Source organism: Pseudogracilibacillus amylolyticus (SeqCode) (assembly GCF_051918545.1).
Classification (GTDB): domain Bacteria; phylum Bacillota; class Bacilli; order Bacillales; family Amphibacillaceae; genus Pseudogracilibacillus.
Genome location: NZ_JBPPZG010000026.1, coordinates 1 through 19,633, shown reverse-complemented (window position 1 = coordinate 19,633; position 19,633 = coordinate 1). Strand labels below are relative to the sequence as shown.

At 36.4% G+C, this 19,633-nt stretch carries 15 protein-coding genes and 1 CRISPR repeat array; of the genes, 10 read left to right on the top strand and 5 right to left on the bottom strand.

Annotation, left to right across the window (positions count from 1 at the left end; translation table 11 throughout):
• Window positions 1-14 precede the first annotated feature (14 nt).
• The 10 genes from cas3 (at window position 15) to ACPYKA_RS04850 (ending at window position 13,371) form a co-directional block, all read left to right on the top strand.
• On the top strand, window positions 15-2,429 hold the full coding sequence (gene cas3 / locus ACPYKA_RS04895; protein ID WP_479541264.1) for a CRISPR-associated helicase Cas3': 2,415 nt from the start codon (window positions 15-17) through the stop codon (window positions 2,427-2,429).
• A 218-nt stretch (window positions 2,430-2,647) separates the two neighbouring features.
• On the top strand, window positions 2,648-3,361 hold the full coding sequence (gene cas5c / locus ACPYKA_RS04890) for a type I-C CRISPR-associated protein Cas5c (protein WP_479541263.1): 714 nt from the start codon (window positions 2,648-2,650) through the stop codon (window positions 3,359-3,361).
• Window positions 3,362-5,251, top strand: a complete 1,890-nt coding sequence (gene cas8c / locus ACPYKA_RS04885) for a type I-C CRISPR-associated protein Cas8c/Csd1 (protein WP_479541262.1) — start codon at window positions 3,362-3,364, stop codon at window positions 5,249-5,251.
• The gene (cas7c, locus tag ACPYKA_RS04880) at window positions 5,251-6,117 is read left to right on the top strand and encodes a type I-C CRISPR-associated protein Cas7/Csd2 (RefSeq protein WP_479541261.1); all 867 of its coding nucleotides are present in this window, start codon (window positions 5,251-5,253) and stop codon (window positions 6,115-6,117) included. Before cas8c ends, cas7c begins: the two co-directional genes overlap by 1 nt.
• Before the next feature lie 16 nt (window positions 6,118-6,133).
• Window positions 6,134-6,763: a CRISPR-associated protein Cas4 gene (cas4, locus tag ACPYKA_RS04875; RefSeq protein WP_479541275.1), complete on the top strand. Its 630-nt coding sequence runs from the start codon at window positions 6,134-6,136 to the stop codon at window positions 6,761-6,763.
• The gene (gene cas1c, locus ACPYKA_RS04870) at window positions 6,760-7,791 is read left to right on the top strand and encodes a type I-C CRISPR-associated endonuclease Cas1c (protein ID WP_479541260.1); all 1,032 of its coding nucleotides are present in this window, start codon (window positions 6,760-6,762) and stop codon (window positions 7,789-7,791) included. Before cas4 ends, cas1c begins: the two co-directional genes overlap by 4 nt.
• 9 nt (window positions 7,792-7,800) lie before the next feature.
• Window positions 7,801-8,091, top strand: coding sequence for a CRISPR-associated endonuclease Cas2 (gene cas2, locus ACPYKA_RS04865; RefSeq protein WP_479541259.1), 291 nt, complete (start codon window positions 7,801-7,803; stop codon window positions 8,089-8,091).
• A 167-nt stretch (window positions 8,092-8,258) separates the two neighbouring features.
• Window positions 8,259-9,351: a CRISPR direct-repeat array (repeat unit 32 nt; unit sequence GTCGCATCCTATATGGGTGCGTGAATTGAAAT).
• Window positions 9,352-9,703: 352 nt separating this feature from the next.
• The gene (locus ACPYKA_RS04860; RefSeq protein WP_479541258.1) at window positions 9,704-10,735 is read left to right on the top strand and encodes a TAXI family TRAP transporter solute-binding subunit; all 1,032 of its coding nucleotides are present in this window, start codon (window positions 9,704-9,706) and stop codon (window positions 10,733-10,735) included.
• A gap of 70 nt (window positions 10,736-10,805) precedes the next feature.
• The gene (locus ACPYKA_RS04855; protein ID WP_479541257.1) at window positions 10,806-11,339 is read left to right on the top strand and encodes a DUF1850 domain-containing protein; all 534 of its coding nucleotides are present in this window, start codon (window positions 10,806-10,808) and stop codon (window positions 11,337-11,339) included.
• Window positions 11,340-11,418: 79 nt separating this feature from the next.
• Complete coding sequence (locus tag ACPYKA_RS04850; protein WP_479541274.1) at window positions 11,419-13,371, top strand: TRAP transporter permease; 1,953 nt, start codon at window positions 11,419-11,421, stop codon at window positions 13,369-13,371.
• Between the two features lie 612 nt (window positions 13,372-13,983).
• On the opposite strand, the gene opp4C is transcribed toward ACPYKA_RS04850, so the two are convergent.
• The 5 genes from opp4C to ACPYKA_RS04825 all read right to left on the bottom strand — a co-directional run.
• Window positions 13,984-14,895 (bottom strand): oligopeptide ABC transporter permease, encoded by a 912-nt coding sequence (gene opp4C, locus ACPYKA_RS04845; protein ID WP_479541273.1) that lies wholly within the window; start codon window positions 14,893-14,895, stop codon window positions 13,984-13,986.
• A gap of 29 nt (window positions 14,896-14,924) precedes the next feature.
• Window positions 14,925-15,890 (bottom strand): ABC transporter permease, encoded by a 966-nt coding sequence (locus tag ACPYKA_RS04840; protein WP_479541256.1) that lies wholly within the window; start codon window positions 15,888-15,890, stop codon window positions 14,925-14,927.
• Between the two features lie 200 nt (window positions 15,891-16,090).
• Window positions 16,091-17,896: a peptide-binding protein gene (locus tag ACPYKA_RS04835; protein WP_479541255.1), complete on the bottom strand. Its 1,806-nt coding sequence runs from the start codon at window positions 17,894-17,896 to the stop codon at window positions 16,091-16,093.
• Between the two features lie 102 nt (window positions 17,897-17,998).
• A complete protein-coding gene (locus ACPYKA_RS04830) occupies window positions 17,999-19,018 on the bottom strand; it encodes an ABC transporter ATP-binding protein (RefSeq protein ID WP_479541254.1) in 1,020 nt (339 codons plus the stop codon).
• On the bottom strand, window positions 19,015-19,633 hold a 619-nt coding region (locus tag ACPYKA_RS04825), incomplete at its 5' end, for an ABC transporter ATP-binding protein (RefSeq protein WP_479541253.1). The genes ACPYKA_RS04825 and ACPYKA_RS04830, both read right to left, overlap by 4 nt.

Genomic DNA, 19,633 nt, shown 5'->3' with positions numbered 1-19,633 from the left:
ATAGAGGTGAAGAAATGTTATCAATTGCTCATATTAGAGAAAAGGATAATGTAATTCAGACTGTAGAAGATCATTTGATTGAAGTTAAGAAGTTAGCTGAAAAATATGGAAGTAAGATTGGCGTTGGAACCTTATGTGGACTCGCTGGTTTACTACATGATATGGGAAAGTACAGTGAAGATTTTAAAGACTATATTTTAAAAGCTGTTTACGAGCCGGATAATCCACCTCCAAGAGGAAGTGTCGATCATTCCACAGCCGGAGGGAAGTTTTTATTTGATTTATATCATGTTATAGAAGACACCTATAGTGCTTTATTAGCAGAGATAATCGGCAATGTAATTATTTCTCACCACTCTTACTTGCAAGATTATTTAAATTCTAATTTGGAATCAACATATTTAACTAGAGTACGAGACAGAAAAGTATCAGATTTTGAGAAAATGAAACAATCATTTTTTAATAAAGTTATGAATGAAACGGAATTAAATGCATATGTAAAAAAAGCAAGGCTCGAACTGAAAGACTTTATGGAAAAAGAAAATGATAAAAGTAATGCTTGGAAGATAATGTATTTAACGAAGTTTATATTCAGTACATTGATTGATGCCGACCGAACAAATTCTAGACAGTTTGAAGAAAATAATTATACAGAAATAAATGATCATGATACAAATGTATTTTCTACTTATTATGAAAAATTAATACATAAGTTAAATAGTTTTAAAAAGAATAGTGAACCTCAAACGCTTATAAATCAATTACGAAATAATATGTCAGAACAATGTGAACAATTTGCGGAAAACCCGTCCGGAATTTATACATTATCAATTCCAACTGGTGGAGGAAAAACCTTAGCAAGCTTACGTTATGCTTTAAAACATGCACAGTTATTTAATAAGAAAAGGATCATATATATCGTTCCTTATACTACAATCATTGAGCAAAATGCGCAAGAAGTAAGAAAGATACTTGGAGATTATGAAAATGTTTTAGAGCATCATTCTAATGTTATTCATGAAGATATTGATGGCTCGGACGACTATACAATTAGTCAAAAAAAGTTAAGATTAGCAAAAGATAATTGGGAATCACCGATTGTATTTTCAACTATGGTGCAATTTTTAGATATTTTTTACGGGTATGGCGGTAGAAATATAAGACGTCTTCATAATCTAAGTGAATCTATTATTATTTTTGATGAAGTTCAGAAGGTTCCAGTACATTGCATTTCTTTATTTAATCAGGCTTTAAATTTTTTAAAAAACTATTGCGATTCCAGTATTATCTTATGTACAGCAACACAACCAGCCCTCGATTTTGTGAAACATAAATTGGAAATAAATACAGATGCGGAAATAATAAATGATATTCCAGACATAATAGAAAGTTTTAAACGGGTGACCATTGTTGATAAAGCAACAGATTTTCTTTTTAACCAAGACATGTTAATAAACTTTATTAATGAAAAATTAAATGACGTTAATAATGCGCTAATTATATTAAATACGAAAAAAGCCGTAAAGGATCTTTATGAAGCATTTCTAGTTTCAGAAAATAACTTTCATATCTATCATTTAAGTACGTCTATGTGTCCGAATCACAGAATGGATATTTTGAATAAAGTTAAACATCACTTGGAAAACAACGAAAAAGTAATTTGTGTGAGTACACAGCTAATTGAAGCGGGAGTCGATATTAGTTTTGAATGTGTTGTTAGGTCGTTAGCCGGATTAGATTCCATTGCGCAAGCAGCAGGAAGGTGTAACCGTCACGGGGAAACAGATAACCAGAATGTTTATGTAATAGATTATGAAAATGAAAATTTGAGCCGTTTAAAGGAAATTTCGACAGGAAAAGAAATCTCTAAAAATATTTTAGTTGATATAAAAAAAGATACCTTCGCACATGGTGGTAGTATCCTATCTATGCAGGCAATGGAAAGATATTTTAAGGATTTCTATCTAAGTTTTGAAGTAGATCTGGATTATCCAATAAAAGGTATGAATGAAACAATGGTACAACTATTAATGGCAGAAGGGTTTGAAAATAGTTATTTAAAAGAATATTACCTTGAATATGAAAAGCTTCCTTCTTTATGTGTTGCAAACAGTTATAATACTGCCGCTAAAAATTTTAAAGTTATTGATAGTCCTACTACTTCAGTTATTGTTCCATATGGGGAAGGAAATGACATTATCGCCGAATTAAATGGTGACACAGAGATTGAGGATCTTTCTTTGTTATTTCAAAAAGCACAGCAATATACCGTTAATCTATACCAATATCAATTAGATTTATTAAACGAGAGTGGAAGTTTAATTACATTATTTGACGATAAAGTCTATGCGTTAAAGGAAGGGGCTTATGATCTTGAATATGGGGTGAACGTTGAGGGAGACAGTGAGTTTCATTTATTGTCTTATTAACATTCAAAAACCTATCTTTTAATTAAGATAGGTTCCTGAATAATTTAATGTATATTTCAATCCACGCATTTCTGCGACAATTTATTATAACATTTTTATTTAAATTTAACAAAAAACTATTTTCTATTCATACAATAAATAATTCAGTATTTGACATTTAATAAAAGTGATGTATAATTGGAATTAGTTGGTAGGTTTGTTGAAAGGAGGTGATGTTTATGTGGAATGGAATTCAATTCGATTTAAAAGGTTCTTACGCATTATTCACAAACCCACTCACTCGAATGGGTGGAGAGAAAAGTTCGTATCAAGTTCCTACGTATGAAGCTTTGAAAGGGGTTACACAGAGTATTTATTGGAAACCTAGTATTTCGATAGTGATTGATTCTGTTAGAGTGATGAATCCAATCCAAATGGAATCGAAGGGAATTCGCCCGATTAACTACGGTGGAGGAAATACACTGGCTAATTATACGTATCTGCGGGATGTTCACTACAAAGTAAAAGCATATTTCGTATTTAATAAACATCGTCCAGATTTAAAACATGATCATAACCCAGAGAAGCATCATAATATCATGAAGCGATCATTAAGGGTAGGTGGAAGACGCGATATCTTTTTAGGCACGCGTGAATGTCAAGGGTATGTAGAGCCGACTAATTTTGAGGAAGGTAAAGGTTATTACGATGATTCTGTAGACATGCATTTAGGGACAATGGTTCACGGATTTAATTATCCTGACGAGACCGGGCGTAATCAGCTAGAAGTCAGATTATGGAACCCAGTGATGAAAAATGGAGTAATTAAATTTATAAAGCCTGAGGAATGTACTATCGTTCGTCCAATTGGAGAAATGGAACCAAAACAATTTGATGAAAATAATATGCAATCGATTGATGATTTATATACTGAGATGGAAGGAGGGAAGTAAGTGACTTGGTTGTTGAACTTACAAGAAACATATGATGCAAACATAAAGGAAGTAGGGGAAGTTAAAAAGAATCGTTTTAATCGCGAGTATATGTTACTGCCAATTGCCCACACAACTCAAAATGCACATATTGAAGTATATATAACAGAAGAGGGAGAGTTTCATGTAGCGAATGTTATCGATAAAGATGAAGCAAGTACAATTATACCAAGTACAGTTGATTCCGCCAGTCGTGCGGGCGCTGTAGTTTCCCCTTATCCCCTGCATGATAAGTTAATGTATACAGCTGGAGACTTTACCAAATATGGAGGTAAAGTCGGAAAGAATGACCCTTTTGAAGCCTATATTGAGCAATTAAGAGAGTGGGCTCATTCTTCATATAGTAACGATAGATTAAAAGCTATTTATAATTATTTAAAAAAAGGACAGCTTATCCAAGATCTTGTAAAAAATAAAGTGCTTTTTTTGGATGAAGATGAAAAGTTAATTAAACGTTGGGAAAAAAAGTATGAAGAGCTTCACAAAGAACGTCCAAAAATATTTTCTGTTGTAACAGGGGATCAAGACAGCGCATTTATCAGGTTTGCAGTTCATTCACCCACGGAAACAGCGCTTAAACCATGGCGTGATAAGGAAATGTTTGATTCTTTTATAAAGTTTTATGAACGAAAAGTTGGAAACGAGGATATATGTTACGTTACCGGTGAAGTTTTGCCAAGTACGGATAAACACGCTAATAAAATAAGACATGCAGCAGATAAGGCTAAAATTATCTCTGGAAATGATACAAGTGGCTTTACCTTTAGAGGACGATTTAATAAAAGTAATGAGGTAGCAAGCATCAGTTATAATGCATCTCAAAAAGCACATAATGCTTTAAAATGGCTGATAGAAAAGCAGGGCAAGGTAATTGAAAATCGTGTGTTTTTGATTTGGGGAAATAAGAAAATAGAAATTCCAGATTTACAAGAAAATAGTTTTCTATTAGGTGCTCAATTAAATGAAGACGTAACTTTAGCGACTACTAATTATGAATATGCTGTACAGTTTTCAAAGGCAATTGATGGATATAAACATAATTTAAACGTTAAATCTAACATAAATATTTTAGTTATTGATTCAGCAACTACAGGTAGAATGGCAATTTTATATTACCGTAATATAGATATGGATCTTTATTTTCAAAGATTAATAGATTGGCATACAAGTTGTGTTTGGATTCATCAATATTTTAAGAACGATGAGAAGAAATGGATTGATTTCATCGGTGCCCCTTCAACAAGAGATATTGCTTTTGCAGCTTATGGTTCAAATGCAAGTGAAAAAATTGTAAAGGGACTAATAGAAAGAATGTTACCATGTATTTTAGATGGCAAAAAAGTGCCGCAAGATATTATTCTAAATGCTTTTCATAGAGCTTCGAACCCAGTTTCAATGGATCGATGGGAATGGGAGAAGACGTTAAGTATCGCCTGCGCATTAATAAACATAAAGGAGCGATTGGATGTGACACTGGATAAAACGAATGAGGATCGTGATTATCTGTTTGGAAGACTGTTAGCTGTTGCCGATGTACTTGAAAGGAGCGCAATGGATAAGGAAGAAGGGAGATCTACAAACGCTATCAGATATATGAATTCTTTCTCAACTCACCCTGCACGAACTTGGAAAACAATTCAAGAAAGTATACAGCCTTATCAAGCAAAACTTGGTAAACGTGCAACATATTATACGAAAATTATGGACGAAATAGGATCTAAATTAAGAATTGAAGATTATAATGACCAACCGTTATCTGGAAAATATCTCTTAGGGATGTATAGTCAGCGTCATGAATTATATAAAAAGAAAGATAAGGAAGAAAATACGCAAGAAGAGGGGTTAAAATAATGTCAGTATTAGAAAATAAAATTGATTTCGCTGTAGTTCTTTCGGTTGAAAAAGCTAATCCAAATGGTGATCCATTGAATGGAAACAGGCCTAGACAAAATTATGATGGACATGGTGAAATTTCAGATGTTGCAATCAAGCGTAAATTAAGAAATCGGCTATTAGATATGGGCGAAAAAGTATTTGTTCAATCTAATGATAAAAAGGTAGACAATTTTTCTAGTTTAAGAGAACGTGCGGAAGCGAATGAAACATTAGCAAAAATTATGAAAGATAAAAAAAGAACTAGTGAGGAGTTTGCTAAACTTGCATGTGAGGAATGGATAGATGTTCGTAGTTTTGGACAAGTATTCGCTTTTAAAAAAGGTAGAGGGAGCAGTCAGGGAGTATCAGTGGGTGTTAGAGGACCAGTCTCGGTACATACAGCAACAAGTGTTGATCCGATCAACATAACTAGTATGCAGATTACAAAAAGCGTTAATAGCGAACCAGGTGAAGGAAAAGGCGCAGATACTATGGGGATGAAGCATCGAGTTGATTTTGGAGTCTATGTTTTTTATGGAAGTATTAATACGCAATTAGCTGAAAAAACTGGATTTACACAAGAAGATGCTGAAAAAATAAAAGAGTCATTGGTTAGTTTATTTGAAAATGATGCTTCAACTGCACGTCCAGAAGGGAGTATGCAAGTGCATCATGTTTACTGGTGGGAGCATAATAACAAAATGGGACAATATTCTTCTGCTAAAGTACATCGCTCATTAAAAATAAATGCTAACGTAGACGAACCTAAATTTTTTGAAAACTACGATATTAATATAGAAGAACTAGAGGGATTGAAAGTTGAAATTATCGAAGGTAGATAATGAAGAAGAGTATCTCATGATCTCCGGTATTCAACACTATGAATTTTGCAAACGCCAATGGGCATTAATTCATGTCGAACAACAGTGGGAAGAGAATGTTCGAACTGTTGAAGGACAACACATTCATAAAAGAGCTGATCAACCATTTTTACGAGAAAAAAGAAAAAACAAGCTTGTCGTAAGAGGTATGCCTATTCAATCTAAAAGTTTAAAAGTTAATGGTATTTGTGATGTAGTAGAGTTTATTCAGGACGATAAAGGTGTTGAGATTTTTGGTGAGAAAGGTAAGTATATTCCCGTACCTGTTGAATATAAACGGGGAAAGCCTAAGAATCACGAGTCTGATTTATTACAATTAACTGCACAAGCAATTTGTTTAGAAGAAATGCTAGTTTGTGATGTTAAAATTGGATTTATGTTTTATAACGAAGTTAAGCAAAGAATAGAAGTGCCTATTACGGAAAAATTGAAAGATAGAGTTAAAAAAGTAGTTTCTGAAATGCATGAATATTATACCAAGAGATATACACCTAAAGTTAAGACAGGTAAACATTGCAGAAGTTGCTCCCTTCAAAATATTTGTTTACCAACCTTAATGAATAAGAGATCGGTTAAGAGTTATATTGAAGGGATGATAAACGAATGAGGAAACTACTTAATACACTATTCGTTACTCAGCCGGATGTATACTTGTCACTTGATGGAGACAATATAGTTCTATTAAAGGAAAAGGAAAGGTTAGGTAGGATTCCCCTTCATAATTTAGAATCAATTGTAGCTTTTGGATATACGGGAGCAAGTCCAGCACTTATGGGTTATTGTGCCGAAAAGGATATTTCTATCGTTTTTTTAACAATGAACGGTAGATATTTGGCTAGAGTAATTGGGAAGAGCAGAGGAAATGTTGTATTAAGAAAGAAACAATATCGAATTTCTGATAATGAGGAGCACTCTGCTCTGATTGCAAGAAACTTTATTATTGGAAAAATATTTAATAATAAATGGCTCATAGAAAGAATGACTCGAGACCATCCCATGCGAATTGATGTAAATCAATTTAAAGAAACGTCTACTCAATTATCAACAGTTATTAATGAAGTCATGGAGTGTAGTGATTTAGAGAGTCTCAGGGGATGGGAAGGTCAGGCAGCAATTGCTTATAATAAAGTTTTTAATCAAATGATCTTACAACAAAAAGAAGATTTTTATTTTAAATTACGAACAAGAAGACCACCACAAGATAATGTAAATGCTATGCTCTCTTTCGCATATATCTTACTTGCCAATGATGTAACATCAGCACTTGAAACGGTCGGTCTTGATGCTTATGTAGGTTTCTTACATCGAGAACGTCCAGGCCGTGCCTCATTAGCTCTAGATGTGATGGAAGAGTTAAGAGGTATTTATGCAGATAAGTTTGTATTAAATTTAATCAATAATAGAATTGTCAATAGTAATGATTTTGTTAAGAAAGAAAATGGAGCAGTTTTGATGAAAGATGAAGCTAGGAAAAAGTTTCTGGCAGCTTGGCAGAAGAGAAAACAAGATAAATTAACTCATCCATATTTAAAAGAAAAGATTGTTTGGGGGCTTGTACCTTATACGCAGTCACTTTTATTAGCTCGATATTTACGTGGAGATATCGATCAGTATCCACCTTTTTTATGGAAGTAGGTGAATCGGTTGTTAATATTAGTAACTTACGATGTCCAAACTACAAGTAAGAATGGTGCAAAACGATTAAGAAAAGTTGCAAAAATATGTCAGAATTATGGTCAACGAGTTCAAAATTCTGTCTTTGAATGTGTCGTTTCCTCCACCCAATATACAACATTAAAAATTGAGCTGCAAGAGGTAATTGATGAGGAAGTAGATAGTTTAAGATTTTATCGATTAGGGAAAAATTACAAAACAAAAGTTGAGCATTTTGGTACGAAAGAATCTATTAATATTGAAGATCCTTTAATATTTTAGTGCGAAGTAAAGGCTATCATGAATATGCTGTTAGGTTCGCACTTGATTTGAATAAGAATTTGTAATAAATTAGGTAAAATTGATCAATAAATTCGGTTTATTTTTATTTTAGCGGATTATCTTGAGGTAAAACAGTAGTTTTATGATTGTTTTTTGGAAAATTCGCTGTCGCATCCTATATGGGTGCGTGAATTGAAATACAAGCCGATGATTGGATTGGTGTTTGGCGCTAATGTCGCATCCTATATGGGTGCGTGAATTGAAATTTTGTTGAAACAGAAAATGAAACAGACAAAGTAGGTCGCATCCTATATGGGTGCGTGAATTGAAATCGTGTTGTAGAAGTTGAGGAAACTCCCTAATCCGGTCGCATCCTATATGGGTGCGTGAATTGAAATCACGGATACGCAAGTGATATTGACGTGGGACTAGGTCGCATCCTATATGGGTGCGTGAATTGAAATGCCCTCTTTGCCGAAGTAAACCAACGTAATAGCCTCGTCGCATCCTATATGGGTGCGTGAATTGAAATTTTGTTAAGAATTGCGTATATCTCGCAACGGCTAGTCGCATCCTATATGGGTGCGTGAATTGAAATGACGAGCGCTGGTCTGCCGAGCTGCTGACGTCGGGTCGCATCCTATATGGGTGCGTGAATTGAAATCCCTTGAACGCCTTTTATGATATAATCGCCTTTAGTCGCATCCTATATGGGTGCGTGAATTGAAATTTGAATGTCGCGGAATATCCATGCGTTTAGCTTGGTCGCATCCTATATGGGTGCGTGAATTGAAATCGAACTTATACGTATTTATCATTACGTCCTCAAATGTCGCATCCTATATGGGTGCGTGAATTGAAATCCCAAACAAAAGATCATTTACCCACAACACCGCTGTCGCATCCTATATGGGTGCGTGAATTGAAATAATAACTTTATTTATTGTTGTTGTAGACTTATTCGTCGCATCCTATATGGGTGCGTGAATTGAAATGCCTCTCGCTCTCGGATTGCCCGCAATTCTTCGTGTCGCATCCTATATGGGTGCGTGAATTGAAATTAACCTGTTTTGATGGTGATTATTACGCAAGGGTGTCGCATCCTATATGGGTGCGTGAATTGAAATTGGAAATATTGAGGTGGTAGACCCCAAAGTCGTAGTCGCATCCTATATGGGTGCGTGAATTGAAATATGGAATGGTGAAAGAATTCAGAGAAAAGATACCTGTCGCATCCTATATGGGTGCGTGAATTGAAATATAAAATTCCTTATTTCCTCCTGAATCCCAATGGTGTCGCATCCATGGGTGTGTGAATTGAAATCCGGCTTGGAGGATTACGAATAAATCAAGGCTTGCAGTCGCATCCTTTATGAGTGTGTGGATTGAGACAGCTTAATAATTCACTAAATGTTTAAGCTTTAAAACATTCACCCAAATGAACTATTATGTTGTTTAAAGGTATGTTTAGTGAAATTACATGTCATGAATGCCCTTTCAATGTACCCTACCAATCTATAATAGTACATAACAATTTAATATTTTAGTTGAATTTTTATATAAAAAATGGTATTTTGATATGTGACTATATTTTAATAAGGGGGACTTTAAAATGAAGAAAAAACTTTGGTTATCATTACTACTTATGTTAACGTTATCATTGTTCCTAGTCGCTTGCGGTGGCGGAGATGAAGGCGCTAACACTGATGCAGGCGAAGAAACGGATACTGCTGATGAGGGAAGTACGGACTCTAGTGAAGGCGGAGATAATCCCGATTTCTTAAGTTTTCTAACTGGTGGTACGAGTGGTACGTACTATCCGTTAGGTGGAGCAATTGCAAAAATCATTTCTGATGAAACTGGAATTCAAACAGATGCATTATCTTCTAACGCATCTGCTGATAATATTATTGCATTAAAAGATGGGGAAGCGGAACTAGCTTTCACTCAGACTGACGTTGCTGCATATGCAATAGAAGGAATTAATGCATTTGAAGGAGAGCCGGTTGATAATGTACTTGCCTTAGGGGCTCTTTATCCTGAGACTGTTCAAATTGTAACAACGGATAATTCAGGTATCGAATCTGTTGAGGATTTGGCTGGGAAAAAAGTTTCCGTAGGTGCTCCTGGATCAGGAACGTATGTTAATGCGGAACAAATTCTTGAAGTACATGGTATGACAATGGACGATATTGATGCACAAAACCTTGATTTCGGTGAGTCTGCTGGTGGAATTAAAGACGGTAACATTGATGCGGCATTTATTACTGCTGGTACTCCTACAGGTGCTGTAGAAGAATTACAAGCAACAGCTGGCGTGTATGTTCTCCCGATTGCGCAAGATAAAGCAGATGAGCTAATTGAGAAATATCCATACTATGCTGTAGATACAATTCCAGAAGGTACGTATGGATTAGAAGAAGATATTGATACAGTTGCGGTATATGCAATGGTAGTTGTAAAAGATGATCTCTCAGAAGATGTAGTTTACGATATTACAAAAGCACTTTATGAGAATGCAGATGCAATTGCTCATGCGAAATCAGAATATATTTCACTCGATAATGCCCTTGAAGGTATTGGTTTCGAACTTCACCCTGGTGCTAAAAAATATTTTGAAGAAGCGGGACTTGAAGTAGAATAATAGGTTATAGAAAAGGCCGGTGGTCCATACTGCCGGTTTTTTAAATCAATATAAGAGTGGGCAGTCCGTTATGAGAACACGAAACTGGTTGATTATATTATTCATTTGTGCAAGCCTTTCCATAGTTATTTTTATAACTATTCCTACTAAGTCTGCATTAATCTTTTACGAAAAAAACACCGATAAAATCTCTGCTTACTTACCAATTGAGGCAGGTCAAACATTTCAAATCATTTTTACGCACTCGATCCATTTAACAGATGTAGTTGAAAAATACGAAATAACGGAAGATAGACAAATTAAACAATACGAAATAGTATTTGAAGAATTTGGAATTGGTATGCCTTCAAATGCGGAAGGAAATGAAGAATTTATTTATGAAAATGGTAAATATCATATAAAAAATATGAATAACCTTTTTCCGTCCATGAATATTCGCAATGGAAAGACGGTTTCAAAACACAGATTAATTTGGAAAGATAATAAAGGAAAAGAGCATACGGTTAATTTTAATGACTATTTTGCACCAGGAGAATGGTATACAGTTAAAGTAGGAAAATTATCTTTACTAGAAACTTGGGAAGAGGTGAAGATTCGTGAGTGAATCAAAAGAAAATAACAAAAGTAATAAGCAACAAGAGGAACAAATTGAAGAACTGACTGAAGAGCAGCAACAGGAGCTTATGAAAAAATTTGATGTAGAATCAAATACTCGAAAGCTGACTGGAATCGCTGCTGGTATTGTTTTTGCCTTATTACTCGCTTTTTCATTATTCCAATTATATACAGGGGCATTTGGGCAATACACCGCGTACATTCAAAGAACTGTTCACTTAGGATTTGCCTTAACATTAATATTTTTCTTATTTCCAGCAAAAAAATCAACGGTCAGAAATAGTGTACCTTGGTATGATATGATATTGATTTTACTATCTATTATCGTTTGCGCATACTGGCCGCTTTTTTATGATACATTGGTGCAGCATATAGGAACTATTTCAACAACTCAATTGATTATTGGTAGTATTGCTATTTTGCTCGTTTTAGAAGCATCCCGTAGAGCAGTAGGTTTACCTATAACAATAATTGCTACATGCTTTTTGCTATATGCTTATTTAGGGCCTTATATGCCAGGTATGTTTGCACACCGAGGGCTAAGTCTACACCAGTTAGTTGATTCTATGTTCTTTACAACAGAGGGCATACTGGGGACACCGTTACAAGTGTCATCAACCTACATCTTTTTATTCTTATTGTTTGGAGCATTTCTTGTTCAAACAGGAGTGGGAAATTATTTCAACGACCTCGCAATCACGATTGCTGGAAGACGAATTGGTGGACCGGCAAAAGTGGCGATATTTTCTAGTGCTTTACAAGGGACGATCTCAGGTAGTTCTGTAGCAAATACAGTTACAACTGGTTCTTACACAATTCCTTTGATGAAGAGACTTGGGTATCACCGAAACTTTGCAGGAGCTGTTGAGGCTGCGGCATCAACAGGTGGACAAATCATGCCACCGGTTATGGGAGCAGCTGCATTTTTAATGGTGGAGTTTGCAGGTGTAAGTTATTGGACCATTGCAAAAGCGGCTATTATTCCAGCGATACTTTACTTTTCTGGAATATGGATTATGACACATTTTGAAGCGAAAAAGATGGGCTTACTTGGACTCCCTGCTGATCAAATACCTAAATTTAAAGTTGTACTAAAAAAGCTTCATTTACTTATTCCGATTTTAGTAATCGTCGTTCTCTTATTCCAAGGGTTTAGTATTGAAAGAACAGCTTTATATGGTATTTTATCAACGATTATTGTTAGTTTATTTTTAAAAGATACACGAATAAACTTTACGAAATTTATAGATGCTCTTACATCTGGTGCACGAACTGCCCTGGGAGTGGCCTCTGCAACTGCATGTGCAGGAATTATTGTTGGAGTTGTTACAAAAACGGGGCTCGGTTTAAAGTTAGGGAACAGTTTAGTTAGCATTGCAGGAAACATTTCAACTAACGTACAAATGCAATTAATGTTGACGCTTGTCTTTACGATGATTACATCACTTATTATTGGAATGGGTTCGCCAACAACTGCAAACTATATTATTACTTCAACAATTGCTTTGCCGGCAATTTTGGCGTTGAATGACATGTTACCAGTAGCGATTCCAGTGTTAGCTGGTCATATGTTTGTATTTTATTTTGGAATTGTTGCAGATATTACCCCGCCTGTTGCGCTCGCGGCATTTGCAGCAACCGGTATATCTGGTGGAAACCCAATTAGGACTGGGGTGAACGCGTCAAAACTTGCGATTGCCGCGTTCATCATTCCGTATATGTTCGTACTGCAACCACAGTTATTAATGATTGACACGACCTTCTTTGAAGTATTAATAGTTCTAGTTACGGCCATGGCTGGAATGGTCGCGGTAGGGGCTGGAATTATAGGATACTGGTATACAAAATTACATTGGATATTAAGAATTATCTCAGTAATTGGTGGATTAATGCTCATGTATCCAGGATTATATACAGATATCGGCGGAGTAATCATTTTTGCATTTATGTTAATTACACAGTTTATTAGTAACCGTAATCAGTCAAAAGGAGAGCCACCAGCACAAGCAGCTACTAATTAAATCAAAAAAGAGAGCAGATTTTGCTCTCTTTTTTTGGGCTGTTAAGAAACCAACGTGGCTTCGCATTGTGCAGCCACCATCTATCATGAAAGAGGTTTGTGTTCATACAAGAGTATAAATCCTTTCTTGACACGCTCCCCGGCTATAAGCGCGACGTGGGGGCGACTATGCATCTATTTGAGCCACTCAGCATGTGAGACGAACCACTCCGCATCTATTTGAGCCACTCAGCATGTTTGGGAAGCGACTGCGCATCTATTCGAGCGACTCAGCATGTGAGGGAAGCGACTACGCATCTATTTGAGCCACTCAGCATGTGAGGGAAGCGACTATGCATCTATTTGAGCCACTCAGCATGTTTGGGAAGCGACTGTGCATCTATTCGAGCGACTCAGCATGTGAGACGAGCCACTCCGCATCTTTTTGAACCACTAAGCATTTTGGTGCAAGCGACTGCACTTACTCACCCCATCGAAGCTTCACTTTATCTTTCGCCATTACGGCTCTCGATAAGGCCGACTAAGAACAGGCTTTGCGCTTAACATCACACATCCCCCTTGTGATGAGAGCATATTTTCTCCAACGAAAGCCAAGATTTCTAATATCGCTTTTTTATCTTTTCGGATCAAAGGCATCTCTTAGGCCATCCCCGATAAAGTTTATTGCTAAAACGGTAACTAGTATACTTAAACCTGGTGGTATCCAAGCTTCAGGATGACTCTGTAAAATTCGAATATTTTGCGCTTCTGTAATCATATTCCCCCACGTAGGGGTTGGTTGTGGTATTCCCATTCCAATAAAACTTAGTGCTGACTCAGCGATTATCATTGTTGCCATAAGCAAGGTAGCGTTTACAATAATAGGGCCAATGGCATTAGGTAAGAAATGCTTGCGAATAATTCGAAAGTCGCTAGCGCCAATTGCTTTAGCTCCTTGAACAAATTCCTGCTCTCTTAAGGTTAAAAAAGAACCTCGGATGATTCGCGTCAATGTGGGCCATGTCGTAAGGGCAATAACTGTTACGAAAACTCCAATTGTGACTCGCTCTACAATCGACATAATTGTAAGGGCGAGCACTAAAAACGGTAAGGCGAGAACAATATCTGTTGCTCGCATGATAATTCCGTCCACGATGCCACCGTAATATCCACTTAATGAACCGAGAACAACACCAATTACTACTGTAAAGAGCATTGCTGCTAAACCGATAGTTAAAGACACTCTAGTGCCGTAGACAAGTCTTGAAAAATTATCGCGTCCTGAAGAATCTGTTCCAAGATAGTGTTCTTTACTTGGTGACTGTTCTATCTTTAGCATATCTGTCTTTGTCGGGTCATGTTTGGCGAAAAGTGGAGCAAATATAGCGACAAGGACAATAAAGATTAATATAATGAGACCCAAAATGGCTAGTTTATTTTTTAAAAAGCGACGTATCGATAATTGGAGAGGACTTCGATTCCGTTCATCGGGAACTAATGTATAGTCCTCTGCTTCGATTGGAGGTTGTATATCGTCTGTTCGCATGTCATTTGACTGCATATATCATCACCGCCTTAATCATAACGAATCCTCGGATCAACTATACTATAGAATATATCGGCAAGTAAGTTTCCGATTAGAATAAAAATTCCCAAAAAGAGTGAAATAGCCATTACAACGGGATAATCCCGATTTACAACAGAACTGATGAATAGTGTACCGAGGCCAGGAAAGTTGAATACTTGCTCTGTAATAATTGCTCCACCTAGTAATGTTCCAAATTCAAACCCCATTAATGTAATAATTGGAATAAGTGCATTTCTCAATGTATGTTTATAGAGCACATTTCGTTCTGACATCCCTTTTGCCCTAGCCGTTCGAACATAATCACTATCTAATACATCAAGTACTTCAGAACGCATATAGCGCATATAGGTTGCCGTTCCAGCAAGTCCCAGTGTTATACCAGGTAAAACAAGATGATGGATTCGGCTCATAAATTCAGCAATACCTCCCATTCCGGCCCCAGCTATTGTACCTTGTGCGGGAAACCAACCTAGTTTAATAGCAAAAATATAAATAGCTACAAGACCGAAGAAAAAGTTTGGTATAGCTAGCCCCATAAATCCAAAAGCTGTTGTCGCATAATCGAGTGGTGAGTATGGTTTACGGGCTGAATAGATCCCAATTGGAATCGATACAATCAGTGTTAAAAAAAGGGCGAACACACCTAACCTAACTGTATTTCCAAACCGTTCAACAATTAAACTTTGTACAGTTCGGCCATTATACGTAATCGATTCTCCAAATTCACCTTTAACAAATTTACTAACCCAATTTACATATTGGATATGAACAGGTTTATTTAATCCAAGTGCCTCTCTTTGTTGCTCAAATACTTCCGGGTTAACATTTGGGTCTAATATTTTTCCAGTAAACGGATCCCCGGGCGCGGCTTTTGCTAATGCAAATACAATAATAGATAAGGCAAAAAGCATCGGAATAAAAATAAGAATTCGTCTTAAAATATATTGGTACATAAATTATCCCCCTTTTGAAGGAGAAGAGTATGCTAATGAAGCATACTCTTATAATCCCTTTATTTGCAGATAGGAAAGTATAAAACTTTCCTACTAGCGCGACGTCCTGTCGCAACACCAGTACTAGCACGTCAATCACTCGTAAGTGCAACTCATACTCTCGCCAAGGCTTGGCGAGAAGCCAAGTTTTCTAAAGATAATTATTCTTCTTCTGGTTCAAGCCACCATAAATGTGGGTTATTATTGAACTCGTAAGGTCTTACATCAAGGCCCTGTAGTCTCTTATCATGAACCCAGATTTTATTTTGAGCAAATAATATTAATGCCGGAAGATCTTCAGAGAAAACTTTTGTCCATTCAGAATATTTTTCGGCACGATACTCTTGTTCAAATGCCTCAGGAGCTTTTAATGCCTCGTTTAATAATTTTTCTGATTCTTCATTATTCCAACGTCCGTAGTTATATGCGTCTTTTGTTCCCCAAAGACCGAATGGATCCGGGTCACCACTTCCTAAACTCCAACCAAGCAAATACATATCCCAATCCGTATTATCTTCTGTTAATTCATCAATATAGACAGACATTTCTTTAGGTTGACGTAAATCAACTTTAATTCCAACCTCTTCTAAATATTCTTTTATAATTGGAGCAGCTCTCTCACGTAGTTCATTTCCAGTAGGATAGTTCAAGTTAACTTCCCACTCATTTCCATCTGGATCTGTCCGGAAGCCATCGTCACCCATTTCATAACCAGCTTCATCTAAGATTTCAGCTGCCTTGTCTGGATCATAATCATAAGGAATTGCCGCCTCCTCGTCATATGCCCAGAATTGTACTGCAATAGGAGAATTGATAATAGTACCATGTCCGTGTAGTAAACCTTCCCCTGGTCCAGAACCAATTAATGCTTCTCGGTCAATCGCATAGGCAATTGCTTGTCGTACTTCTTTTGGAATATTTTCATTTGGAATCCAGTTATCAGGGTTGATTTCTCCTGCCTCTACATCTTCTGCAGTTCGATGATTATGTTTAAAACCTAGTAATTGATACCCGAAATCAGGTTGTTCAATAATCTCTAATTGTTCATTGGCTGCAAGAGTTTCATAGTCAGCTGGAGCAATACTACTTGGCTCAGCGATAAATGTAACTTCTCCAGTTTCAAGCAGGCTAAGCATGACAGATTGTTCAACAACTTTCCAAACTATTTTGTCTAAATGAGCCGCTCCTTGCCAGTAATCATCAAAACGTTCTAAAACATATTGTTCACGTTCAACCCATTCAGTAAATTTAAATGGACCTGTTCCAATAACTTTTCCGGGTTGTAATGATTCCTCGGCGTCAGGCATATCTTTTACAGGAATATCTTCAAACACATGTTTTGGAATAATTAAATAACTTGCAAGATATTCAGGTGTTACATTGGGTTCTTCAAATTTGAAAACGACTGTATAATCGTCTTCTGCAACTACACCTTCAAATTCATCTGTTTCTCCTGAGTTATATGCTTCATAGCCTTCTAATTGATCTGCATAATAACTACGAATTCCACCTGCATTAACATAGTCTGGATCAGCAATTGATTGATACGTAAAGACGACATCATGTGCGGTTAATTCCTCGCCATCATGCCATTTAATACCTTCTTCCATATAAACCGTTAACTCTGTTTGGTCATCATTTAATTCCCAGTCCTTCGCAATACTTGGTTCAAATTCTAAGTCATTATTTTGAGCAAATAATGCTTCATGAGTGAAGTCTAAAATGTTAGCTTCATAAGCTTCTTCATAAAAAAGTGGGTTAAATTGTCCAGTAGGCGCTGTGTGCATTGCACCAGTAATGGTGCCGCCATCTTGAGGTTCACCAGAGGACTCTTCAGGTTCTTCTTTTGAATCATCTGCTCCATCGGTAGATGTACCTTCATCCGATCCTCCACCGCCACAAGCTGCTAACATAAATAAGGTAAATAATAAAGCGAGTAAAGCAACTAATTGTTTACGTTTAAGCACTAAAATTCCTCCCCTTTTAAATAAAATTGTCTGTAAAGAAAACGAAATCCATGTAACGCTTCCTACCACCCCCCTAAATAGATAACAAGATTCCTATCCTTTCTATGAATATAAGTGACATGCAACTAGATGATCTTTCTCAATTTCTACCAAGTTTGGTCGCTCAACCGCACAACGATCAAAGGCATGTGGACATCTTGTTCGAAAAGCACATCCAGTTGGTGGATCAGCTGGGTTTGGAAGATCTCCTTTTAAAATAATTTTTTCTCTTTTTGGTTCTTCTTCATCGGCCCCGATGACTGGAACCGCTGATAGCAACGCTTGTGTGTACGGATGTAAAGGGTTTTGATAGATCTTTTCTTTTGATGTAAGTTCTACAAATCTACCTAAATACATTACAGCGACCCGATCACTTATATGTTTAATAACACTTAAATCATGAGCGATAAATAAATAAGTAAGACCGAGGTCATCTTGAAGATCCTTCATTAAATTTAATACTTGTGATTGAATTGAAACATCTAGGGCGGAAACTGGTTCATCGCAAATGACGAATTTTGGATCCATAATAAGTGCTCTCGCAATACTTATCCGTTGTCTCTGTCCGCCAGAAAATTCATGGGGATATTTTAGTCTGTCACTAGCACGGAGACCAACTTTTTCAAGCATGTCAATTACGCGTTTACGTCTTTCTGATTTTGGTAATTGTTGTTGGATAACTAAAGGCTCTTCAATTAACTCCTCAACACTCATTTTGGAGTTAAGGGAAGCAAAAGGGTCTTGGAAAATAATTTGCATATCTTTTCTGAAAGGGCGTATTTCGCGATTGCTCATCGTAGAAATATCTACACTATTAAATATAATTTGTCCTTCGGTAGGATCGAGTAGTCGAAGCAGAACACGGCCTAACGTAGATTTTCCTGATCCCGATTCTCCAACAACACCTAATGTCTCTCCTTCATAAACTTGAAAAGAAATATCGTCAACTGCTTTTAATTGACCAATCGTCCGTTTTAAAACTCCACCTTTGATTGGAAAATACTTTTTAATATTTTTTACATGAAGAAGGGGTTGTTCAATTTCTTTTTTGTCTTTTAATAAGACACCCTCTTTTTCTGTCATTTCTTAATCCCTCCTTCTTCGTATAAAAAGCAGCGTACATCATGATTGGGAGCAATCTTAATCATGTCCGGATTAGATTTAATGCATTTTTCCATAACATAAGGGCATCTGTCTGAAAATCTGCAACCTTTAGGAAATTGATATGCTGGCGGGACGATTCCTTTAATTGTTCCTAAACGATCAACCTCACTGTCCATATTCGGTATACTTTTTAATAATCCTTCTGTATATGGATGTTTTGTCAGCTTTAATAATTCTTTCGTATAAGAATGTTCAACAATTTGTCCCCCATACATAACCATGACACGATCTGCATATTCATATACGACGCCTAAATCATGGGTAATTAGCAGAAGGCCCATACCGAGCTTTCGTTTTAAATCTTCAAGTAATTCAAGTATTTGGGCTTGGATTGTTACATCGAGTGCTGTGGTCGGTTCGTCGGCAATTAATAGCTTCGGTTCACAAGAAATAGCGATTGCAATCATAACACGTTGCCGCATCCCACCTGATAACTGATGTGGGTATTCTTTCATGATTTCTTTAGCTCGTGGAATTCCAACCATATGTAATAGTTCAATAGCTTTTTCTCTAGCAGCTTGTTTTGACATTTTT

Excerpts from the sequence above, each read along its gene's own strand:
- opp4C (WP_479541273.1), bottom strand. The coding sequence starts at position 14,895 with ATGCGAACAGACGATATACAACCTCCAATCGAAGCAGAGGACTATACA.
- ACPYKA_RS04830 (WP_479541254.1), bottom strand. The coding sequence starts at position 19,018 with ATGACAGAAAAAGAGGGTGTCTTATTAAAAGACAAAAAAGAAATTGAA.
- cas1c (WP_479541260.1), top strand. The coding sequence starts at position 6,760 with ATGAGGAAACTACTTAATACACTATTCGTTACTCAGCCGGATGTATAC.
- ACPYKA_RS04850 (WP_479541274.1), top strand. The coding sequence starts at position 11,419 with ATGAAAAAATTTGATGTAGAATCAAATACTCGAAAGCTGACTGGAATC.
- cas5c (WP_479541263.1), top strand. The coding sequence starts at position 2,648 with ATGTGGAATGGAATTCAATTCGATTTAAAAGGTTCTTACGCATTATTC.
- ACPYKA_RS04860 (WP_479541258.1), top strand. The coding sequence starts at position 9,704 with ATGAAGAAAAAACTTTGGTTATCATTACTACTTATGTTAACGTTATCA.
- cas3 (WP_479541264.1), top strand. The coding sequence starts at position 15 with ATGTTATCAATTGCTCATATTAGAGAAAAGGATAATGTAATTCAGACT.
- ACPYKA_RS04855 (WP_479541257.1), top strand. The coding sequence starts at position 10,806 with ATGAGAACACGAAACTGGTTGATTATATTATTCATTTGTGCAAGCCTT.
- cas4 (WP_479541275.1), top strand. The coding sequence starts at position 6,134 with ATGATCTCCGGTATTCAACACTATGAATTTTGCAAACGCCAATGGGCA.
- ACPYKA_RS04840 (WP_479541256.1), bottom strand. The coding sequence starts at position 15,890 with ATGTACCAATATATTTTAAGACGAATTCTTATTTTTATTCCGATGCTT.
- cas7c (WP_479541261.1), top strand. The coding sequence starts at position 5,251 with ATGTCAGTATTAGAAAATAAAATTGATTTCGCTGTAGTTCTTTCGGTT.